General features: G+C 43.3%; 15 protein-coding genes. 10 read left to right on the top strand and 5 right to left on the bottom strand.

Features of this window, described 5'->3' with window-relative positions; translation table 11 throughout:
- Positions 1 to 327: 327 nt before the first annotated feature.
- Positions 328 to 930: a precorrin-6Y C5,15-methyltransferase subunit CbiT gene (gene cbiT, locus RM049_RS17365; RefSeq protein ID WP_322705054.1), complete on the bottom strand. Its 603-nt coding sequence runs from the start codon at positions 928 to 930 to the stop codon at positions 328 to 330.
- A gap of 93 nt (positions 931 to 1,023) precedes the next feature.
- Here cbiT and RM049_RS17360 point away from each other — a divergent pair, with 93 nt between their 5' ends.
- A complete protein-coding gene (locus RM049_RS17360; protein ID WP_322669799.1) occupies positions 1,024 to 2,427 on the top strand; it encodes a serine/threonine-protein kinase in 1,404 nt (467 codons plus the stop codon).
- 81 nt (positions 2,428 to 2,508) lie between these two features.
- On the top strand, positions 2,509 to 2,682 hold the full coding sequence (gene tatA, locus RM049_RS17355; protein ID WP_322669863.1) for a twin-arginine translocase TatA/TatE family subunit: 174 nt from the start codon (positions 2,509 to 2,511) through the stop codon (positions 2,680 to 2,682).
- A gap of 48 nt (positions 2,683 to 2,730) precedes the next feature.
- On the opposite strand, the gene cphA is transcribed toward tatA, so the two are convergent.
- Both cphA and RM049_RS17345 read right to left on the bottom strand, forming a co-directional pair.
- On the bottom strand, positions 2,731 to 5,436 hold the full coding sequence (cphA, locus tag RM049_RS17350; protein ID WP_322669864.1) for a cyanophycin synthetase: 2,706 nt from the start codon (positions 5,434 to 5,436) through the stop codon (positions 2,731 to 2,733).
- A gap of 178 nt (positions 5,437 to 5,614) precedes the next feature.
- Positions 5,615 to 6,478: a cyanophycinase gene (locus RM049_RS17345; RefSeq protein ID WP_322669800.1), complete on the bottom strand. Its 864-nt coding sequence runs from the start codon at positions 6,476 to 6,478 to the stop codon at positions 5,615 to 5,617.
- 630 nt (positions 6,479 to 7,108) lie between these two features.
- Between RM049_RS17345 and trmD the strand changes: the two genes are divergently transcribed.
- The 6 genes from trmD (at position 7,109) to argH (ending at position 12,880) form a co-directional block, all read left to right on the top strand.
- Positions 7,109 to 7,852, top strand: a complete 744-nt coding sequence (gene trmD / locus RM049_RS17340; protein ID WP_322705053.1) for a tRNA (guanosine(37)-N1)-methyltransferase TrmD — start codon at positions 7,109 to 7,111, stop codon at positions 7,850 to 7,852.
- Between the two features lie 38 nt (positions 7,853 to 7,890).
- Positions 7,891 to 8,376, top strand: a complete 486-nt coding sequence (gene ispF / locus RM049_RS17335; protein WP_322705052.1) for a 2-C-methyl-D-erythritol 2,4-cyclodiphosphate synthase — start codon at positions 7,891 to 7,893, stop codon at positions 8,374 to 8,376.
- 62 nt (positions 8,377 to 8,438) lie between these two features.
- The gene (locus RM049_RS17330) at positions 8,439 to 10,223 is read left to right on the top strand and encodes an ABC transporter substrate-binding protein (RefSeq protein WP_322705051.1); all 1,785 of its coding nucleotides are present in this window, start codon (positions 8,439 to 8,441) and stop codon (positions 10,221 to 10,223) included.
- Positions 10,224 to 10,289: 66 nt separating this feature from the next.
- The gene (gene larB / locus RM049_RS17325) at positions 10,290 to 11,078 is read left to right on the top strand and encodes a nickel pincer cofactor biosynthesis protein LarB (RefSeq protein ID WP_322686642.1); all 789 of its coding nucleotides are present in this window, start codon (positions 10,290 to 10,292) and stop codon (positions 11,076 to 11,078) included.
- 106 nt (positions 11,079 to 11,184) lie between these two features.
- A complete protein-coding gene (locus tag RM049_RS17320) occupies positions 11,185 to 11,391 on the top strand; it encodes a hypothetical protein (RefSeq protein WP_094348493.1) in 207 nt (68 codons plus the stop codon).
- Positions 11,392 to 11,494: 103 nt separating this feature from the next.
- Positions 11,495 to 12,880: an argininosuccinate lyase gene (gene argH / locus RM049_RS17315; RefSeq protein ID WP_322705050.1), complete on the top strand. Its 1,386-nt coding sequence runs from the start codon at positions 11,495 to 11,497 to the stop codon at positions 12,878 to 12,880.
- Between the two features lie 169 nt (positions 12,881 to 13,049).
- On the opposite strand, the gene RM049_RS17310 is transcribed toward argH, so the two are convergent.
- Positions 13,050 to 13,214, bottom strand: a complete 165-nt coding sequence (locus RM049_RS17310) for a hypothetical protein (protein ID WP_167407613.1) — start codon at positions 13,212 to 13,214, stop codon at positions 13,050 to 13,052.
- Between the two features lie 744 nt (positions 13,215 to 13,958).
- Here RM049_RS17310 and RM049_RS17305 point away from each other — a divergent pair.
- Entirely contained in the window at positions 13,959 to 14,453 is a 495-nt protein-coding gene (locus tag RM049_RS17305) for an NUDIX hydrolase (RefSeq protein WP_322669806.1), read from the top strand.
- A 210-nt stretch (positions 14,454 to 14,663) separates the two neighbouring features.
- Positions 14,664 to 15,506 (top strand): alpha/beta hydrolase, encoded by an 843-nt coding sequence (locus RM049_RS17300; RefSeq protein ID WP_322700907.1) that lies wholly within the window; start codon positions 14,664 to 14,666, stop codon positions 15,504 to 15,506.
- Here RM049_RS17300 and RM049_RS17295 read toward each other — a convergent pair.
- Positions 15,498 to 15,962 (bottom strand): type II toxin-antitoxin system VapC family toxin, encoded by a 465-nt coding sequence (locus tag RM049_RS17295; protein WP_322705049.1) that lies wholly within the window; start codon positions 15,960 to 15,962, stop codon positions 15,498 to 15,500. The two genes, RM049_RS17300 and RM049_RS17295, sit on opposite strands and share 9 nt — an antisense overlap.
- Position 15,963: the final 1 nt, after the last annotated feature.

The raw sequence follows: 15,963 nt of genomic DNA, 5'->3' as shown, positions 1-15,963 counted from the left end.
CATTGGGCATTGGGCATTGGGCATTGGGCATTGGGCATTGGGCATTGGGCATTGGACATTGGACATTGGGCATTGAGCGTTAGGAGTGCTGAGTGCTGTTAGCGGAAAGCTAAGATTTAGCCCGTGCTGAGTTAGGAGTTAAAAGTTAAGAGTTAGGAGTTTTGTTTATCTCCTTGTCCCCTCATCTCCCCGCTCCCCTGCCCCTCTGCTCCCCTGCTCCCCTGCCCCTCTGCTCCCCTGCTTTCCCTGCTTTCCGTACTTCCTCATCTTTGTTTTCTTTCTTCCCTTGCCGCCTCTTCCAATGCCCCATGCCCTATGCCCCATTCCCTAATCCAGTTTCTCACCACTGAGGATAAAAATGGGATCGACGGCGGTAAAGGTTTGAGAAAAGCCGCGTGTCTCTAGGCGGTTAACCGCAGATTGGACGACTTCGATATTTCTAGCCCTTAATAGGGAAAAGCTTTGGGAAATAGCATACAGACTTTCTAGATTAGCAGCTGTGGCTACAACCCGACCGGATGGCGGCAAATAATGCCAAGCTGTTTGCAGTATTTCCTGAATGGGGCGACCTCCCTCGATACAAACGCGATGAGGGGTAATTTTGAGGTCATGTAAACATTCTGGGGCGCTGCCTTCAACAACTTCGACATTTTTCACATCAAAGCGATCGCAGTTACGCTTGATCAGACTAGCTACTTCTTCATCTCTTTCGATAGCGATAATCTGTCCGCCTGGACACAATAGCCCCACCTCTACCGGAATTGTACCCGTCCCTGCACCAATATCCCACAACACGGAATCTGATTTCAGCCGCAGTTGGGCAATCAATAGCAGTCGGACTTCTCGCTGGCTCAGGGGAATTCCTGGCAAATGCTCAAATAATTCATCGGGAATACCAGGGGTAATATAAGGCCAAAGTTGGGAGGGCATAGAATTACGCAATTATACTAAAGATATCGATTTGCCAAATTGAAAAGCTATCAGCTATAAAACTTTTCAACGGTAGCATTATAAGAAAACATAATGATTGGTGAAATATTAGGCGATCGCTACGAAATTCAGCAGCTATTAGGAAAAAAAGCAGGGCGACGGACGCTATTAGCTCGTGATTTGCAAACTCAGAAATTAGTTGTCATTAAATTACTCTCTTTTAGCAGTGACTTTGAGTGGGATTCACTCAAGTTGTTTGAACGAGAAGCTGAAACTTTAAAAAACCTAGCACATCCCTCAATTCCTGGCTATTTAAACTATTTTGAGGTAAATTTACCAACCATCAAAGGATTTGCTCTAGTACAAACTTATATCCCTGCACAAACTTTAGAGCAATGCTTACAAACTGGGCGGACTTTTACCGAAGCTGAAGTCAAACAGATAGCCAAAGCACTTTTAGAGATTCTTGTTTACCTACATGAACTACATCCGCCTGTAATTCATCGTGATATTAAGCCTAGCAATATTTTATTGGGGGAGCGTTCTGGAAATAGTGTCGGTCAAGTTTATTTGGTAGATTTTGGCTCAGTGCAAACAGTCTTGGCTAGCGAAACCGGGACAAGAACTGTGGTGGGAACTTATGGCTATATGCCACCAGAGCAATTTGGCGGACGCACTGTTGCAGCATCAGACCTTTATAGTTTAGGCGCAACTTTAATTTACTTGGTGACAGGTACTCACCCAGCCGATTTACCCCAAAAAGATTTTCGCATTCAGTTTAAACAACTGGCTAATCTCAGTCCCAGCTTTAGCAATTGGTTAAAGTGGATGATTGAACCTAATTTAGAACGGCGTTTGAGTTCAGCTAACCAAGCACTCGCAGCTTTAGAGAAACCACTACCAACAAACTTGCCTACTTTAGTTGTTGGCAAACCAGATGGCAGTAAGATTCAACTAACCAAAAATTGGGATTTTCTAGAAATTATCGTTCCACCATCTGGTTTTGATCCATCAATAATATTTACAGGTTTATTTGCGATCGTCTGGAATTCATTTATTCTCTTTTGGACAATTGGTGCACTTTCAGCACCTTTTCCTGTCAACATCCCCTTTGCGTTGTTTTCACTTCCATTTTGGGGTGCTGGCTTGATGATGGTGTATAAATTTTTCTTTCATTTTTTTGGACGCATTTGCTTACGCCTGAATCCAGAACAAATTTCCCTAACTTGGGAATTGTTTGCTTGGAAATTTTATCGTCCCCGTGCATCGCCAAGACAAAGTATTAATAAATTAGTTTACATTCCCAAACATTTTACGAAAGATTCTGAAGGTACGAGAATTGCCGTTCCCGCACAATTGGATATTTGGGTAGGAGTAAAAAAATATCAACTTGGTGGTAGTGATGGTGCAATTAAATCGGAAGCGGAACTGGAATGGCTAGCTCAGGAATTAAGCGATTGGTTAGGTTTGCCAATTACCAATCCAATTAGAAGTTAGTTGCGTTGATCGGTGGCAAACTTATGGGATGTGAGCCATCAATGTCTATATTTAATTACAGATGCCTTAGAGGAAATTTATATGTTTGGACTGGGATGGCCAGAAATAGCTGTAATTAGCATAGTCGCTATTCTAATTTTCGGCCCAAAAAAAATTCCTGAACTGGGAACTGCACTGGGTAAAACCCTAAGAGGTTTTAAGGAGGAGATGAAAACTCCCAGCGAGGAAACCAATCAGGGAGAAGAAAAACAGTAATTAAAAGAGTCAGGAGGAGCCAGTATACTGCTTTCTCCTGATTCCTGGCTACAGTAAGGTATTCACCACAGAAGAAGGCGCGATCCCATTTTGGGAATCGATTATAGTTGTGCCGGAATTTGGTTGGTGTATCTCTTCCTTGGCTAAACCACGCAGCTTAATTAACTTAATGGCGCGAGTAACGCTTTCTGGCAAAATCACCACCAGGCTGTTATCAGGAGCCATATCTAAGCCTTTATTGATTGCTTGGGTTTCATCCAGAATTGATTCATAGCGGCTATCAGGCTTAACTTCTGTAATGCCTTGAATAATCAACTGGGCGGCTGAACCCCGTAAGCGTCCGCGTGTATCATCGTCTTCTTTGATGATGATGTAATCAAAAATTTGCGCTGCTAATTTACCCAAAGTAACAAAATCTTCGTCGCGGCGATCGCCAGGGCCCCCAATTACGCCAATCCGTTGTCCTGTAGTCCAGTTCCGCACAAAGGAACCTACAGCTTCGTAACTGGCTGCATTGTGAGCATAATCCACTAAAGCGTGGTAGTTGCCCAAATTAAATAGATTCATTCGTCCCGGTGTTTGACTAACTGAAGCTCGGAAGGTTTTCAAACCAGCACGAATCTGCTCAATTGTGACGTTTTGCACAAACGCTGCCAAACTTGCTGCTAAAGCGTTGGCAATCATAAACGGCGCACGTCCGCCCATTGTTAAAGGTATATTTTCTGCTCTTTCTATGCGATGTGTCCAGTCACCTTTAACAATTGACAAATAGCCATTCTCATATACTGCCGCAACTCCACCCTTTTGGATGTGCTTCCGCACTAATTCCGAATCGGGGTTCATAGTGAAGTAAGCAATATTAGCTTTAGTTTTTTCTGACATCGCAGCGACGCGGCGATCGTCGGCATTGAGTACCGCATAGCCATCAGGGAATACAGCTTCTGCCACTACACTTTTGAGGTTAGCTAACTGCTCAATGGTATCTATATCGCCTATTCCTAAGTGGTCGGCGGCTACATTCAATACTACTCCTACATTTGCGGCTTCAAAGCCCAATCCAGAGCGGAGAATGCCACCGCGAGCCGTTTCTAGTACTGCTACTTCTACCGTAGGATCTTGGAGGATGAGATAGGCACTTTGAGGGCCTGTATTATCGCCAGCTTCTACTAAGTAATCACCGATGTATGTTCCATCGGTAGTAGTATAACCTACTACTTTTCCCGTTTGTTTATAAATATGTGCTAGTAGTCGAGTCGTGGTGGTTTTGCCATTAGTACCCGTGATGCTGAGAATGGGAATTTGGCTAGATTGCTCGTTAGGAAACAGCATATCCATCACTGCACCAGCGACATTGCGGGGAATACCTACGCTTGGGGCAACGTGCATCCGAAAACCGGGAGCAGCGTTAACTTCGACAATCACGCCATCCACTTCCCGCAGAGGACGGCTAATATCTGTGGTGACGATATCGAGTCCGGCGATATCCAAACCGATAATCTTGACTACTCGTTGTGCTAACCACAGATTTTCTGGGTGAATTTCATCGGTGCGATCGACGGCACTACCACCTGTACTCAAGTTGGCTGTTGCCCTGAGATAACAAATAGTGCCCTTGGGTGGCACGCTATTTAGGGTGTAACCTTGCCTTTCTAGCAGCTGGTAGCTGGTGCGGTCTAGTTCAATCTTGGTCAGGACGTTATCATGTCCTTCACCGCGATTTGGATCGAGGTTTGTTTCTTCAATCAGTTCGGCAATGGTGGATCTGCCGTTGCCAATGACATGAGCTGGGACACGTTCGGCTACTGCTACTACTTTGCCATTTACCACCAGTACCCTGTGGTCGCGCCCAACGTAATATCTTTCGACAATAATTGACCGAGAAACCTGTCTAGCAGCTTCATAAGCAGCCTCAGCCTCTTCCCAACTTCTGATATCAATGGTGATCCCACGCCCGTGATTGCCATCTAAGGGCTTGATGACGATGGGATAGCCGCCAACGAATTCAATGGCTTGTTCCAAATCGTCTAAGAAGTTGATTACTGTACCTCTGGGTACTGGCGCACCAGCAGCAGCAAGGATACGTTTAGTGGCTTCTTTATCGCAAGCTAGTTCTACGCCCAGAATGCTGGTGTTGTCCGTCATTGTTGCCTGCATCCGCTTCTGGTTCACGCCATAGCCTAGCTGAATCAAAAAGCGGGCTTCCAGCGCCATCCAGGGAATACCTCTTTTTTCTGCTTCTTTGACGATCGCTTCCGTAGAAGGGCCTAAGGAAGCATCACGAGAAAAGTCTTTCAGGTCTTGGATATCTTGCTCTAGTTCTGCCTTGGGATAACGGCCTCGATCGACAATACTCTGGCATAGCCGTACTGCGGCTCGTCCAGCGTAGCGTCCCGCTTCCTCATTCAGGTACTCGATTACTACTTGGTAAATTCCGGGTGTGGCAGTTTCGCGGGTGCGACCAAAGCCGACATGCATCCCAGCTAATTCTTGGAGTTCTAAGGCTACGTGTTCTACTATGTGGCCGATCATAGTGCCTTCTTTGACTCGCATCAGAAAACCACCGCGACAGCCAGGCGAACAATAGTGACCCTCCAGACTTGGCAGCGCCTCAACTAATCCTTCATAAAAGCCAGGGATTTCATTCGAGGGCGTCTCGCCAAGGTTTTCTAAATCGAGGCGCATGACGATCAGTTTGTGGCGTCGAATGCTCCAATAGTTTGGGCCGCGTAATGTCTGGATCTTGAGAATTCTCATGGGAATAGGTAGATGGAGATTCGGAACCAAAATTCTAGTTTCTTACTGGAATTGACCGCTAAACTGTTCGTTAAAAACAGTTTTTTCTTTTTACATGGTATTCTTATCATTTTTCTTTCTACGGTAAGAAATAATAAATGTGCGGTCAACTCAGTGTAACCTCAGATACTCTATCCCGTCAGCTGGAGATTCGGTGTACAGCAGGCAATACAGTCCGCTGGTACAAGTGGAAGCGATCGCCTAAGCTGAGGATATGGAGACGTAAATTATGTACGGTTAAAGGTTCATTAGCACCGACATGGGGTTCGTTAGTATGGGTCAGTTCGGTGGGATCGACAATGGTGACACTGCCTTTACCCATAACTTGTAGCCAACCATCACGTTCAAACACAGCACAAGTATCTTCGTCAATGCCAATACCTAAGCGATCAGGATGAGCTGCGATCGCACTAATCAGTCGCCCCATCCGATTACGGTTGTGAAAGTGTTGGTCAACGATTACTTCAGGAATAAATCCCAAACCCGTTGCCATATCCACTAGGGAACGATTGGGCGTCTCTCCACTCCCGCCGCCAGCAATCATGTGATGCCCCATCACCGCCGCTCCTGCACTGGTGCCTGCTAACGTAAGTTGCCCCGCCCTCACCCGCTGACGAATAATTTCCATTGCTGGCGTATCTGCCAAGACGCCACAAAGACGCAGCTGGTCTCCTCCTGTCAAAAATACTCCACTACAGGCTTCTAAGGATGCTTTGATCTGAGAGGCTTCACACTGTTCTCGTTCGCGGATGTCTAAAATTTCTACCTTCTGGGCACCCATTTCTTCAAAAATGCGAATATACCGACCACCGATAATGGCAGGTTCGCGAGAGGCAGATGGAATAATTGTAATATAAGCCTTACTAGCACCGGCGCGTCCAAAAAAAGTTCGTAGGATTTCGCGCCCATGAACTTTATCTTCTGCACCTCCGATAACCAGAACGGCGGTTTTAGTTGCTTGGGGTGTCCTCATTTCTAGCGATTTAGCTTGTAATTGCGGCATTTTGGTTCTCCTGTCAACAACTTCAGGAGCCATCGCCTTGGTGAGGCAGCACGGTCTTGAGGGTTTCCCCCATGAGCGACTGCCGTGCATGGTTCCCCGGCTTGTGGCGAATGGCGTGTGAATTCAACAAGGTTCAGTTGCTGATAATTTTTGCGCTTTGCAACTTTTGAGAGGACACTTTTTGGAAGTTTGGAACTGGGGAAAGCCACTCTCCAAATTCTCGCTTCACGCTCGCATTGCCTCAGTCTAAACGTGTTTGTTCCCATTCCTCTCTGGCCAGCGCCTTGTTTTTCATCTGTCCACTTGCAGCAGGGCAAAATAGTCTTTGAGTAGCTAGATTCCCCCTTTAGAGTTGGGGAAAAGCAGTTAAGACTACGCTTTTTTCTGAGGCTGGCTCGATGCATCCTGGAAGTTGTTAACTTGATATGATTATTAATTTAAATGTACTTGTGACAACATTTAAACATAAATTAAGTAATTAGAAAAACTTTTGATCCCATCTAAAATCCAGGAGGTCTGGTAGTTTTAGATACTATTGATAAAGTTTAACTGGAGTTTAACCCGACCTTGGCTTGCTGGTGTTTGCTAGACATTCAAATTTAAGATTAGTGTCCTCGAATACGAATAACTGTGCGCTTTGATATAGTTACGCTTTTTCCTGACTGTTTTAACTCTGTTCTCAATTCTGGGCTGCTAGGTAAAGCCTTAGCCAAACAGATTGCCGAAGTGCATCTGATTAATCCACGGGACTTTACCACTGATAAACACCGAAAGGTAGACGATGAACCCTACGGCGGCGGCGTTGGGATGCTAATGAAGCCAGAACCTATTTTTACCGCTGTAGAGTCGCTGCCGATTCTACCCCGAAGAGAAGTAATTTTGATGAGTCCACAGGGTCAAACAATTAATCAAGCTCTTTTGAAAGAATTGGCGACAAATTATGACCAGTTAGTAGTTATTTGCGGGCATTACGAAGGAGTGGATGAGAGAGTGCTGCATTTGGTAACTCGTGAAGTATCTTTAGGCGATTTTATTCTGACCGGTGGAGAAATTCCAGCAATGGCCTTAATTAATGGTGTAGTGCGGCTAATACCAGGGACTGTGGCTAAAACGGAGTCCCTGACAGCAGAAAGTTTTGAGGAGGGGTTATTGGATTATCCCCAATATACTCGTCCGGCGAATTTTCGCGGTTTGAAAGTGCCTGATGTCTTGCTCAGTGGAAATCACGCCGCGATCGCTCGATGGCGTTACGAACAACAAATTCAAAGAACCCGCGATCGCCGCCCCGATCTCCTGGAGAAATTGATGCAGGGGGAGCAGGGGGAGCAGGGAAGCAGGAAAGCAGGGGAGTATGGAGAGAAGAATAATTTCTAACTCCTGACAAATGACAAACGACAAATGACAAACGACAAATGACTAAAATTCGTATTGGTAATGGCTACGATATTCACCAACTAGTGAGCGATCGCGCTTTGATTTTAGGTGGAATTCAAATTCCCCATGAACTGGGTTTATTAGGGCACAGTGACGCTGATGTGTTAACACACGCAATTATGGATGCCATGCTTGGGGCATTATCCTTGGGCGATATTGGTCATTATTTTCCACCTAGCGATCCCCAATGGGCGGGAGCAGATAGTTTAGTACTATTAACTCAAGTACATCAATTGATTCGCGCTCAAGGCTGGCAGATCGAAAATATTGACTCGGTAGTAGTAGCAGAACGTCCAAAATTAAAACCGCATATTCACAACATGCGCGACAAACTAGCGACAGTTTTAGAATTACAACCAAATCAAATTGGCATTAAAGCTACTACTAACGAAAAATTAGGCCCTGTTGGCCGTGAAGAAGGTATATGTGCTTATGCTGTCGTCTTGCTAGGTGCTTCAGAATAACTTTCTTTTAGTCTCTAATAAAGATATTCAATACTGATTAGAATGTAAATAGATTAGTAATTATGAACTTTTTTAGACAAATATTTTTGGCAATTAAACGCTTTTGGCTGCCAATAATTTTTACTTCAGCAATAGCATTTACAGTTACCGCCTGCAACCCAGCTAACTTTAAAAGTCCCGCGGCTCAAGTACCGCAATTAGTAAGTAGCATTCTCAGCGATCCTAAAACTTTTAACTACCCTCTGAGTCAAGAGTTTCCTAATGTTTTTCCTTTAATTTACGAGGGGTTAATTACCCAAAATCCAATCACTGCAAAAATTGAGCCAGCATTAGCTGAATCCTGGCAAATTTCTGATGATAAATTAAAGATTGTTTTTACCCTACGCGAAGGGTTGAAATGGTCTGATGGTCAGCCACTAACAGTAGATGATGTGGTGTTTACCTACAACGATATTTACCTTAACGAAGCAATTCCTACAGATGTGAGAGACGGTTTGAGAATTGGTGAGAGTCGGAAGCTACCCACTGTGCAAAAAGTGGATGAGCGCCGGGTTGAGTTTATCGTACCAGAACCCTTTAGACCGTTCTTACTAAATACAGGTTCGCCAATTTTGCCTGCCCACATATTGCAACAATCAGTAAAAACCAAAGACCAAAATGGGAGTCCGATTTTTCTGACAAAATGGGGTGTTGATACTCCTCCCGACCAAATTATTGTCAACGGCCCTTACAAAATAGAGCGCTACGACACAAGTCAGCGTGTGGTCTTCCGGCGCAATCCCTACTACTGGCGCAAGGACGCTCAAGGTAATTCCCAACCTTATATTGAACGGGTAATTTGGCAAATTGTGGAATCAACAGATACCTCCTTGCTGCAATTTCGTTCTGGCGGGTTAGATACTGTAGGAGTGTCACCAGATTACTTTTCTTTGCTAAAGGTGCAAGAAAAACAGAGTAATTTCACAATTTATAATGGGGGGCCAACATCCGCTACATCGTTTGTTTGGTTCAATCTCAACAAAGGTAAAAGGGACGGAAAACCACTGGTAGATCCAGTTAAATCTCGGTGGTTCAATAATGTGCAATTTCGGCAAGCTATAGCTTATGCAATTGACCGCCAAACGATGATTAATAATACTTTTCGCGGCTTGGGTGTAGCACAAAATTCACCGATTTCTGTGCAAAGCCCCTATTACCTTTCCCCTAAAGAGGGGTTAAAAGTTTACGATTACAATCAGCAAAAAGCGAAGGAATTACTGCTAAAAGCAGGATTTAAGTACAACAACAATCAGTTAGTAGATTCTCAGGGAAATCGCGTTCGTTTCTCTTTGCTTACTAATGCTGGAAATAAAATCCGTGAGGCAATGGGATCGCAGATTAAACAAGACTTGAGCAAAATCGGCATTCAAGTTGATTTCACGCCGTTGGCATGGAATACTTTTACTGATAAAACTTCTAACTCCTTGGATTGGGAAGCTTCTTTGATGGGTTTGACTGGCGGATTAGAACCGAATGACGGAGCTAATGTCTGGGCACCTGAAGGCGGATTGCACATGTTTAATCAGAAACCCCAAGCAGGACAAAAGCCGATTCAGGGTTGGGAGGTTGCTCCTTGGGAAGCGGAAATAGGGAATCTTTACATTCAAGCTGCACAGGAATTAGACGAAACTAAAGTTAAAGCGATTTATGCCGAAACACAGCGGATTACTCAGGAAAATTTACCTTTTATTTACTTGGTTAATCCTTATTCATTATCAGCGGTGCGTAATCGTTTTGAAGGCATTAAATTCTCTGCTCTTGGCGGCGCATTCTGGAATATTGAACAAATTAAAGTAACAGAAGATTAGGCATGGGGCATTGTTTATTCACAAAAAATAAATGACAAATGACAAATGACAAAGGAAAAATGACCCATGACTAATGAAAAAACTTTGCGATCGCTCTTAGAAGCGGTTGCTAATGGTAAAGTTACGCCAGATACGGCATTAGACTCACTCAAAGATTTAACTTATGAATCTGTAGGTGAATTTGCCAAAATTGACCATCATCGCCAGCTAAGAACTGGTTTTCCAGAGGTGATTTGGGGCCCTGGTAAGACTCCCGACCAAATTGCTCAAATTATCGAGGTGATGCGCCTCCGCAATCCGGTCGTGATGGCAACTCGTATCGAACCAGCAGTTTATACCGTACTGCAATCAAAAGTTAGCGGTTTGCGATATTACGAATCGGCACGAATTTGTGCGATCGCTCCCCCTACCATCGAACCACAATTTGCGGGTGAAATTGGCATTCTTTCTGCTGGTACTGCCGATTTAGCCGTTGCTGAAGAAGCGGCTGTCACTGCTGAACTTTCTGGTTTTCGGGTACAGCGTCTCTGGGATGTTGGTGTTGCTGGAATTCACCGTTTGCTGAGTAACCGCCACCTGATTGAATCAGCATCGGTGTTGATTGTCGTGGCGGGGATGGAAGGCGCTTTACCCAGCGTTGTCGCTGGTTTAGCGAGTTGTCCTGTGATTGCCGTACCCACCAGCATCGGTTATGGCGCAAGTTTTGGTGGTTTAGCACCTTTATTGACAATGCTTAACTCTTGTGCTGCGGGAGTAGGCGTAGTCAATATCGATAATGGTTTTGGTGCAGCAGTTTTGGCGGGGCAAATTTTGCGGACTGCCGAGAAATTGCGGTTGGCATCGGCTGCATCTTGAGTTAAGACATTGAAGTTATATCTAATATTTCAGTAAATATCAGTACTTAATGTAAAAAATGAACTGATACTGGAATTTTTCAGTCCTAACTTCTTAATTACCAAATATGAGCAATTACAGCGATTTGACATCTCAGTTACTTTGGCATTTGCCTGTAAATTTGACGGCACTAGCACAAACAATCACCGATCCAAACGTTATGGGTCAGATGCAAAAAGCTTGGAGCCACTTTATACAAACAGGTCAAGTGTGGGCATTGTTGATTGGTTTAGTCATTGGCTATATGATTCGGAATCTAACTAGCTACGGTTAAATTTAAAAGTTAGGAGTTGAAAGTGAGGAGTGAGAAGTTAGGAGTCAAAAACTCATAACTCCTCACTCTTAACTCTTAACTATCGCCCACCTTTTGATAATTTATGACCAAAAAAGAAACTTGGAGCCAGCGGTTTGAATCAGCGTTGCATCCAGCGATCGCTCGTTTTAATGCCAGTATAAGTTTTGATATTGAATTAATTGAATATGACCTCACTGGTTCTCAAGCTCATGCCAAAATGCTTGCTCACACGGGCATTATCTCCCCAGAAGAAGGAGAGCAACTGGTTGCCGGTTTAGAACAAATTCGCCAAGAGTACCGCCAGGGGAAATTTCAGCCTGGTGTCGATGCTGAAGATGTACATTTTGCAGTTGAACGCCGACTGACAGAAATTGTTGGTGATGTAGGTAAAAAGGTGCATACAGCGCGATCGCGTAATGACCAAGTTGGAACCGATACCAGACTCTATCTCCGCGACCAAATCCAACAAATCAAAAGCAAATTGCGAGAATTTCAAGTTGTTTTGCTGGATATAGCCGAAAAGCACGTTGAAACTTTGATTCCTGGCTATACCCACCTCCAACGCGCCCAACCCCTGAGTTTAGCTCACCACCTCTTGGCATACTTTCAAATGGCGCAACGCGACTGGGAACGCTTAGGAGACGTTTCTCGCCGCGTAAATATTTCACCTTTAGGATGCGGTGCTTTAGCGGGAACTACTTTCCCCATTGATCGCCACTACACAGCCAAACTATTGAATTTTGACGATATTTATGCTAATAGCCTCGATGGAGTGAGCGATCGCGATTTTGCGATCGAATTTTTGTGTGCTGCTAGCTTGATTATGGTTCACCTCAGCCGCCTTGCAGAAGAAGTCATTCTTTGGTCATCTGAAGAATTTCGCTTCGTCACCCTCAAAGATAGCTGTGCTACAGGTTCCAGTATCATGCCTCAAAAGAAAAACCCTGATGTTCCAGAATTGGTGCGGGGAAAAACAGGACGTGTATTCGGTCATCTCCAGGCGATGTTAGTCATCATGAAAGGGCTACCCCTGGCATATAACAAAGATTTACAAGAAGATAAAGAAGGTCTATTTGATAGCGTTAACACAGTCAAAGCTTCTCTAGAAGCGATGACGATTTTGCTCAGGGAAGGGTTAGAATTTCGTACTCAGCGGTTAGCATCAGCTGTAGCGGAGGATTTTTCTAATGCTACCGATGTAGCAGATTATTTGGCAGCACGGGGCGTTCCTTTTCGGGAAGCTTACAACCTTGTGGGTAAGGTAGTAAAAACTAGTATTGCCGCAGGTAAACTCCTAAAAGATTTAAAATTGGAAGAGTGGCAACAAATACATCCGGCATTTGCAGCAGATATTTATGAGGCGATATCCCCCCGTCAAGTTGTTGCTGCCCGCAACAGTTACGGAGGTACTGGCTTTGTTCAGGTAAACAAAGCACTCATAGCCGCCCGTGCTCAAATTGCTCAATAGAGGGATTGGGAAACTGGGGAGTAGGGACAAGGGGGACAAAAAAGATAAGGGAGACAAGGGGAATAACTAATGCCCAATGCCCCAATCCCCAAAAATAAATAAGGGCGTACAAATAAATGTGCGCCCTAAAAGGTAAATAACCCAAACAATAAGGATTTAGGCAGACAACTTATTCAGTGTCAGCTGCTGCTGCGCCTTCTTCTTCCTCACTCTTTGGTGGTCTTTGTTGGAACCTTCTCTGCATTCTTCCTGTCGTAGTCCGTTTACGAAACTTTCTGGCATACGCCTGGTTACGTAGCGCCTTTTCTTTTTTCGGGTTACGGCGCTTGGCCATGTTCACCTCTATTAATAAACAACAAAAAAGTAGCAACTAGGCATCACGTAGGCAATATTAGTTACCAATGTTATTGATATACTTTTAACCTAGTGCAGCAATAAATACGCTTTAAACAGTGTACTAGTCTATCGCATTATACCTAACTTTGTCAATAAAAATTCTGAATTATCTCCACTAGCAAGACGAAAAATATCTTTTATTAGATTCCAATGTGTCAAATAAATTGTAAAATAAATTGTAAAATAGCTCACTAGTTGTTGTTATAGAAACAAACCAATTTTATTAATGAATAATTCAGTAATTAGTCATCAAAACTTAGCAGGCATAGGTGAATTTAAGCATGAAGTCTAATATTTGATTGAGCGATATTTAAATTAAGAGGAGGTCTTAAACTCTAGTTAATTGCCTCTTATAAATTCAGATATTCAGAATTTTGGATTTTGACTTATTATTCATATTTTTTTATATTTACTGAAAAACTATAAGTGATAGCTAGTTTCAATACCACTAATGCTTGCCATAAACTAAAAATATACCTGATTCAATAAATAGTATGTATATATAAATACAGTGCTTCTATTGAAACTTGATGTTAGAATCGATAGTATTCTACGTAAATCGTAAGAATAAAATCTCAACCCACAAACATTTTTGTATAAAATAAAACTCAACCAAAATTTTATTAGTTGAGCTTATGTAAGTGGTAGGGAAATATAGAATACAACACATAAATTTTGAAGATTGAACGTTATTGCTTTTTTTCCGGCAGCTGTCGAGTCCACACGTAGCTTATGGCGTATTGGACAAACAGTATTGGGTATAATATTTCGTCATCCCATTACTGGCACTAGTATCATCCCAATTTTACCCGATGGTCGGATTGTACTGATCCGACGGCGCGACAATGGTCTTTGGTCATTGCCTGGAGGGATTGTAGATTGGGGAGAAGATATTCCCAATACAGTTCGCCGGGAATTGATGGAGGAAACCGGGTTAGAATTGGTGAAAATTAACCGTTTAGTAGGAGTTTACTCTGCACCAGACCGCGATCCCAGAATCCATTCAATTTGTATTGTGGTTGAAGCCGAGGTGCATGGGACAATGGAGATTCAAGACACCTTAGAAGTCATGGAAATCCAAGCTTTCTCTCCCAGTTTACTACCTTCAGGAAAGATGTCTCACGACCATACTCGGCAGTTGCAAGACTACTTGAATGGTTTGACAACATTGGCATAATAATATTTTGTCATTTGTCATTTGTCATTTGTCATTGGTTATTTCCACCAAGGTTATGATTTAAGGAATCCTCTCTCCTCTACGATAGGCTTCCCCAAGGAGACGCTAAACGAATTGCACCACACCTTTGTGTTTGTAATTTGACTAATGACTAATGACTAATGACTAATGACTATTTATTATGATGCTAAAAGTTAACTACTAAATAAAATGGATACACTATTGCGTAACTCCCGGAGAAAGCTCTCTCAAGGGCTATTATTCTGGCGTGAAGTCGGTGAAAAAACTCCTATAATTTTTTTACATGGTGCTTGGAATGAGAGCAGTCAATGGTTATCTGTGATGGAATCCCTTGCACAAGATTTTCATTGTTTTGCACCTGATTTGTTAGGGTTTGGTGAATCAGAAAATCCTAATATCTATCATTCGATAGATTTACAAGTTGAGTGTTTAGCTGAATTTTTGCAAGCTGTGAAGCTAGAAAAAGTATATTTAGTGGGGCATTCTCTTGGGGGTTGGATTGCTGCTAGCTATGCTTTAAAGTATCCAGAGAAAGTTGATGGTGTGGTACTGCTAGCACCAGAGGGCGTAGAGATAGCAGGACAAGAAGAGTATTGTCAGAAAATGCGGCGATTATTGAATTATCCACCACTAGTAGTTAAATTGTTGCGATCGCTCAGTCCTTTGACTAAAATCCTGGGTTGGCATGAAAAAATTGCCCAAGACTTGCAGTTGCGTCAATCGCTATTGCCGTATCCCATAGGTTGCCAGTTACTTTTCAAACGGCGACAAGTAGAAATTGAGGCGGAATTACTGCAAAAGCAGCTTTACATGATAGATGTCCCAGTTTTTATTTTACAAGGTGGCCAAGATACTCCAGATGCTTTAGCCAGAAGCCGTGTTTATGCTCAACTGATACCGAAAGTCGAGTTGAAAATGATTGCCCATGCCGGAAATGACTTGCCAGAATCTTGTGCTGAGGTTGTGGCGAGCGAAATTCGGGAGTTTATTCAAGGTATTTTAAAAAGTCATAATTTCAACGAATTAAACTAGCTCATTCAAGGTTTGTTGCCAATCCACTACACATATTCCTTCGCTCTCAAACCGTGATATGTGTTTCAAGTTTGTTGTCACAACTATGACCTGATTAAAACTCCTTAATTGAAGAATTGCTTGAGTAGCAAGAATTACATCACCATCCAAACTTTCATTGCTTGCTGTAGGCTTCCCCTGGTTTCGTACCCATGCCCATAATTCGGCTGCTTTTCGCATCGTTTCGGGAGTCAGTGGGATGAGACAATCTTGGCTAAGTTTGTTGAGGCGATCTATACTCTTTTGTTTTCCTTGTCTCAATAGTTCACGCCGAAGTTCATAATCAGCTATTTCTGGCACACGTATAACAGTTTCGGTTTTCTGTAAAGATTTCAACCACTGTTGGACTTTTTGGTTTACTTTTGGATGTGTTACTTGACTCAAAGGATGAGTGTCTAGCAATATGGCTCTACCCATC

Origin of the sequence: Nostoc sp. DedQUE04 (genome assembly GCF_034530995.1) — a bacterium.
GTDB lineage: Bacteria > Cyanobacteriota > Cyanobacteriia > Cyanobacteriales > Nostocaceae > Nostoc.
The sequence above is the reverse complement of the archived record's forward strand: the minus strand, read 5'-3'. Positions and strand labels throughout refer to the sequence as shown.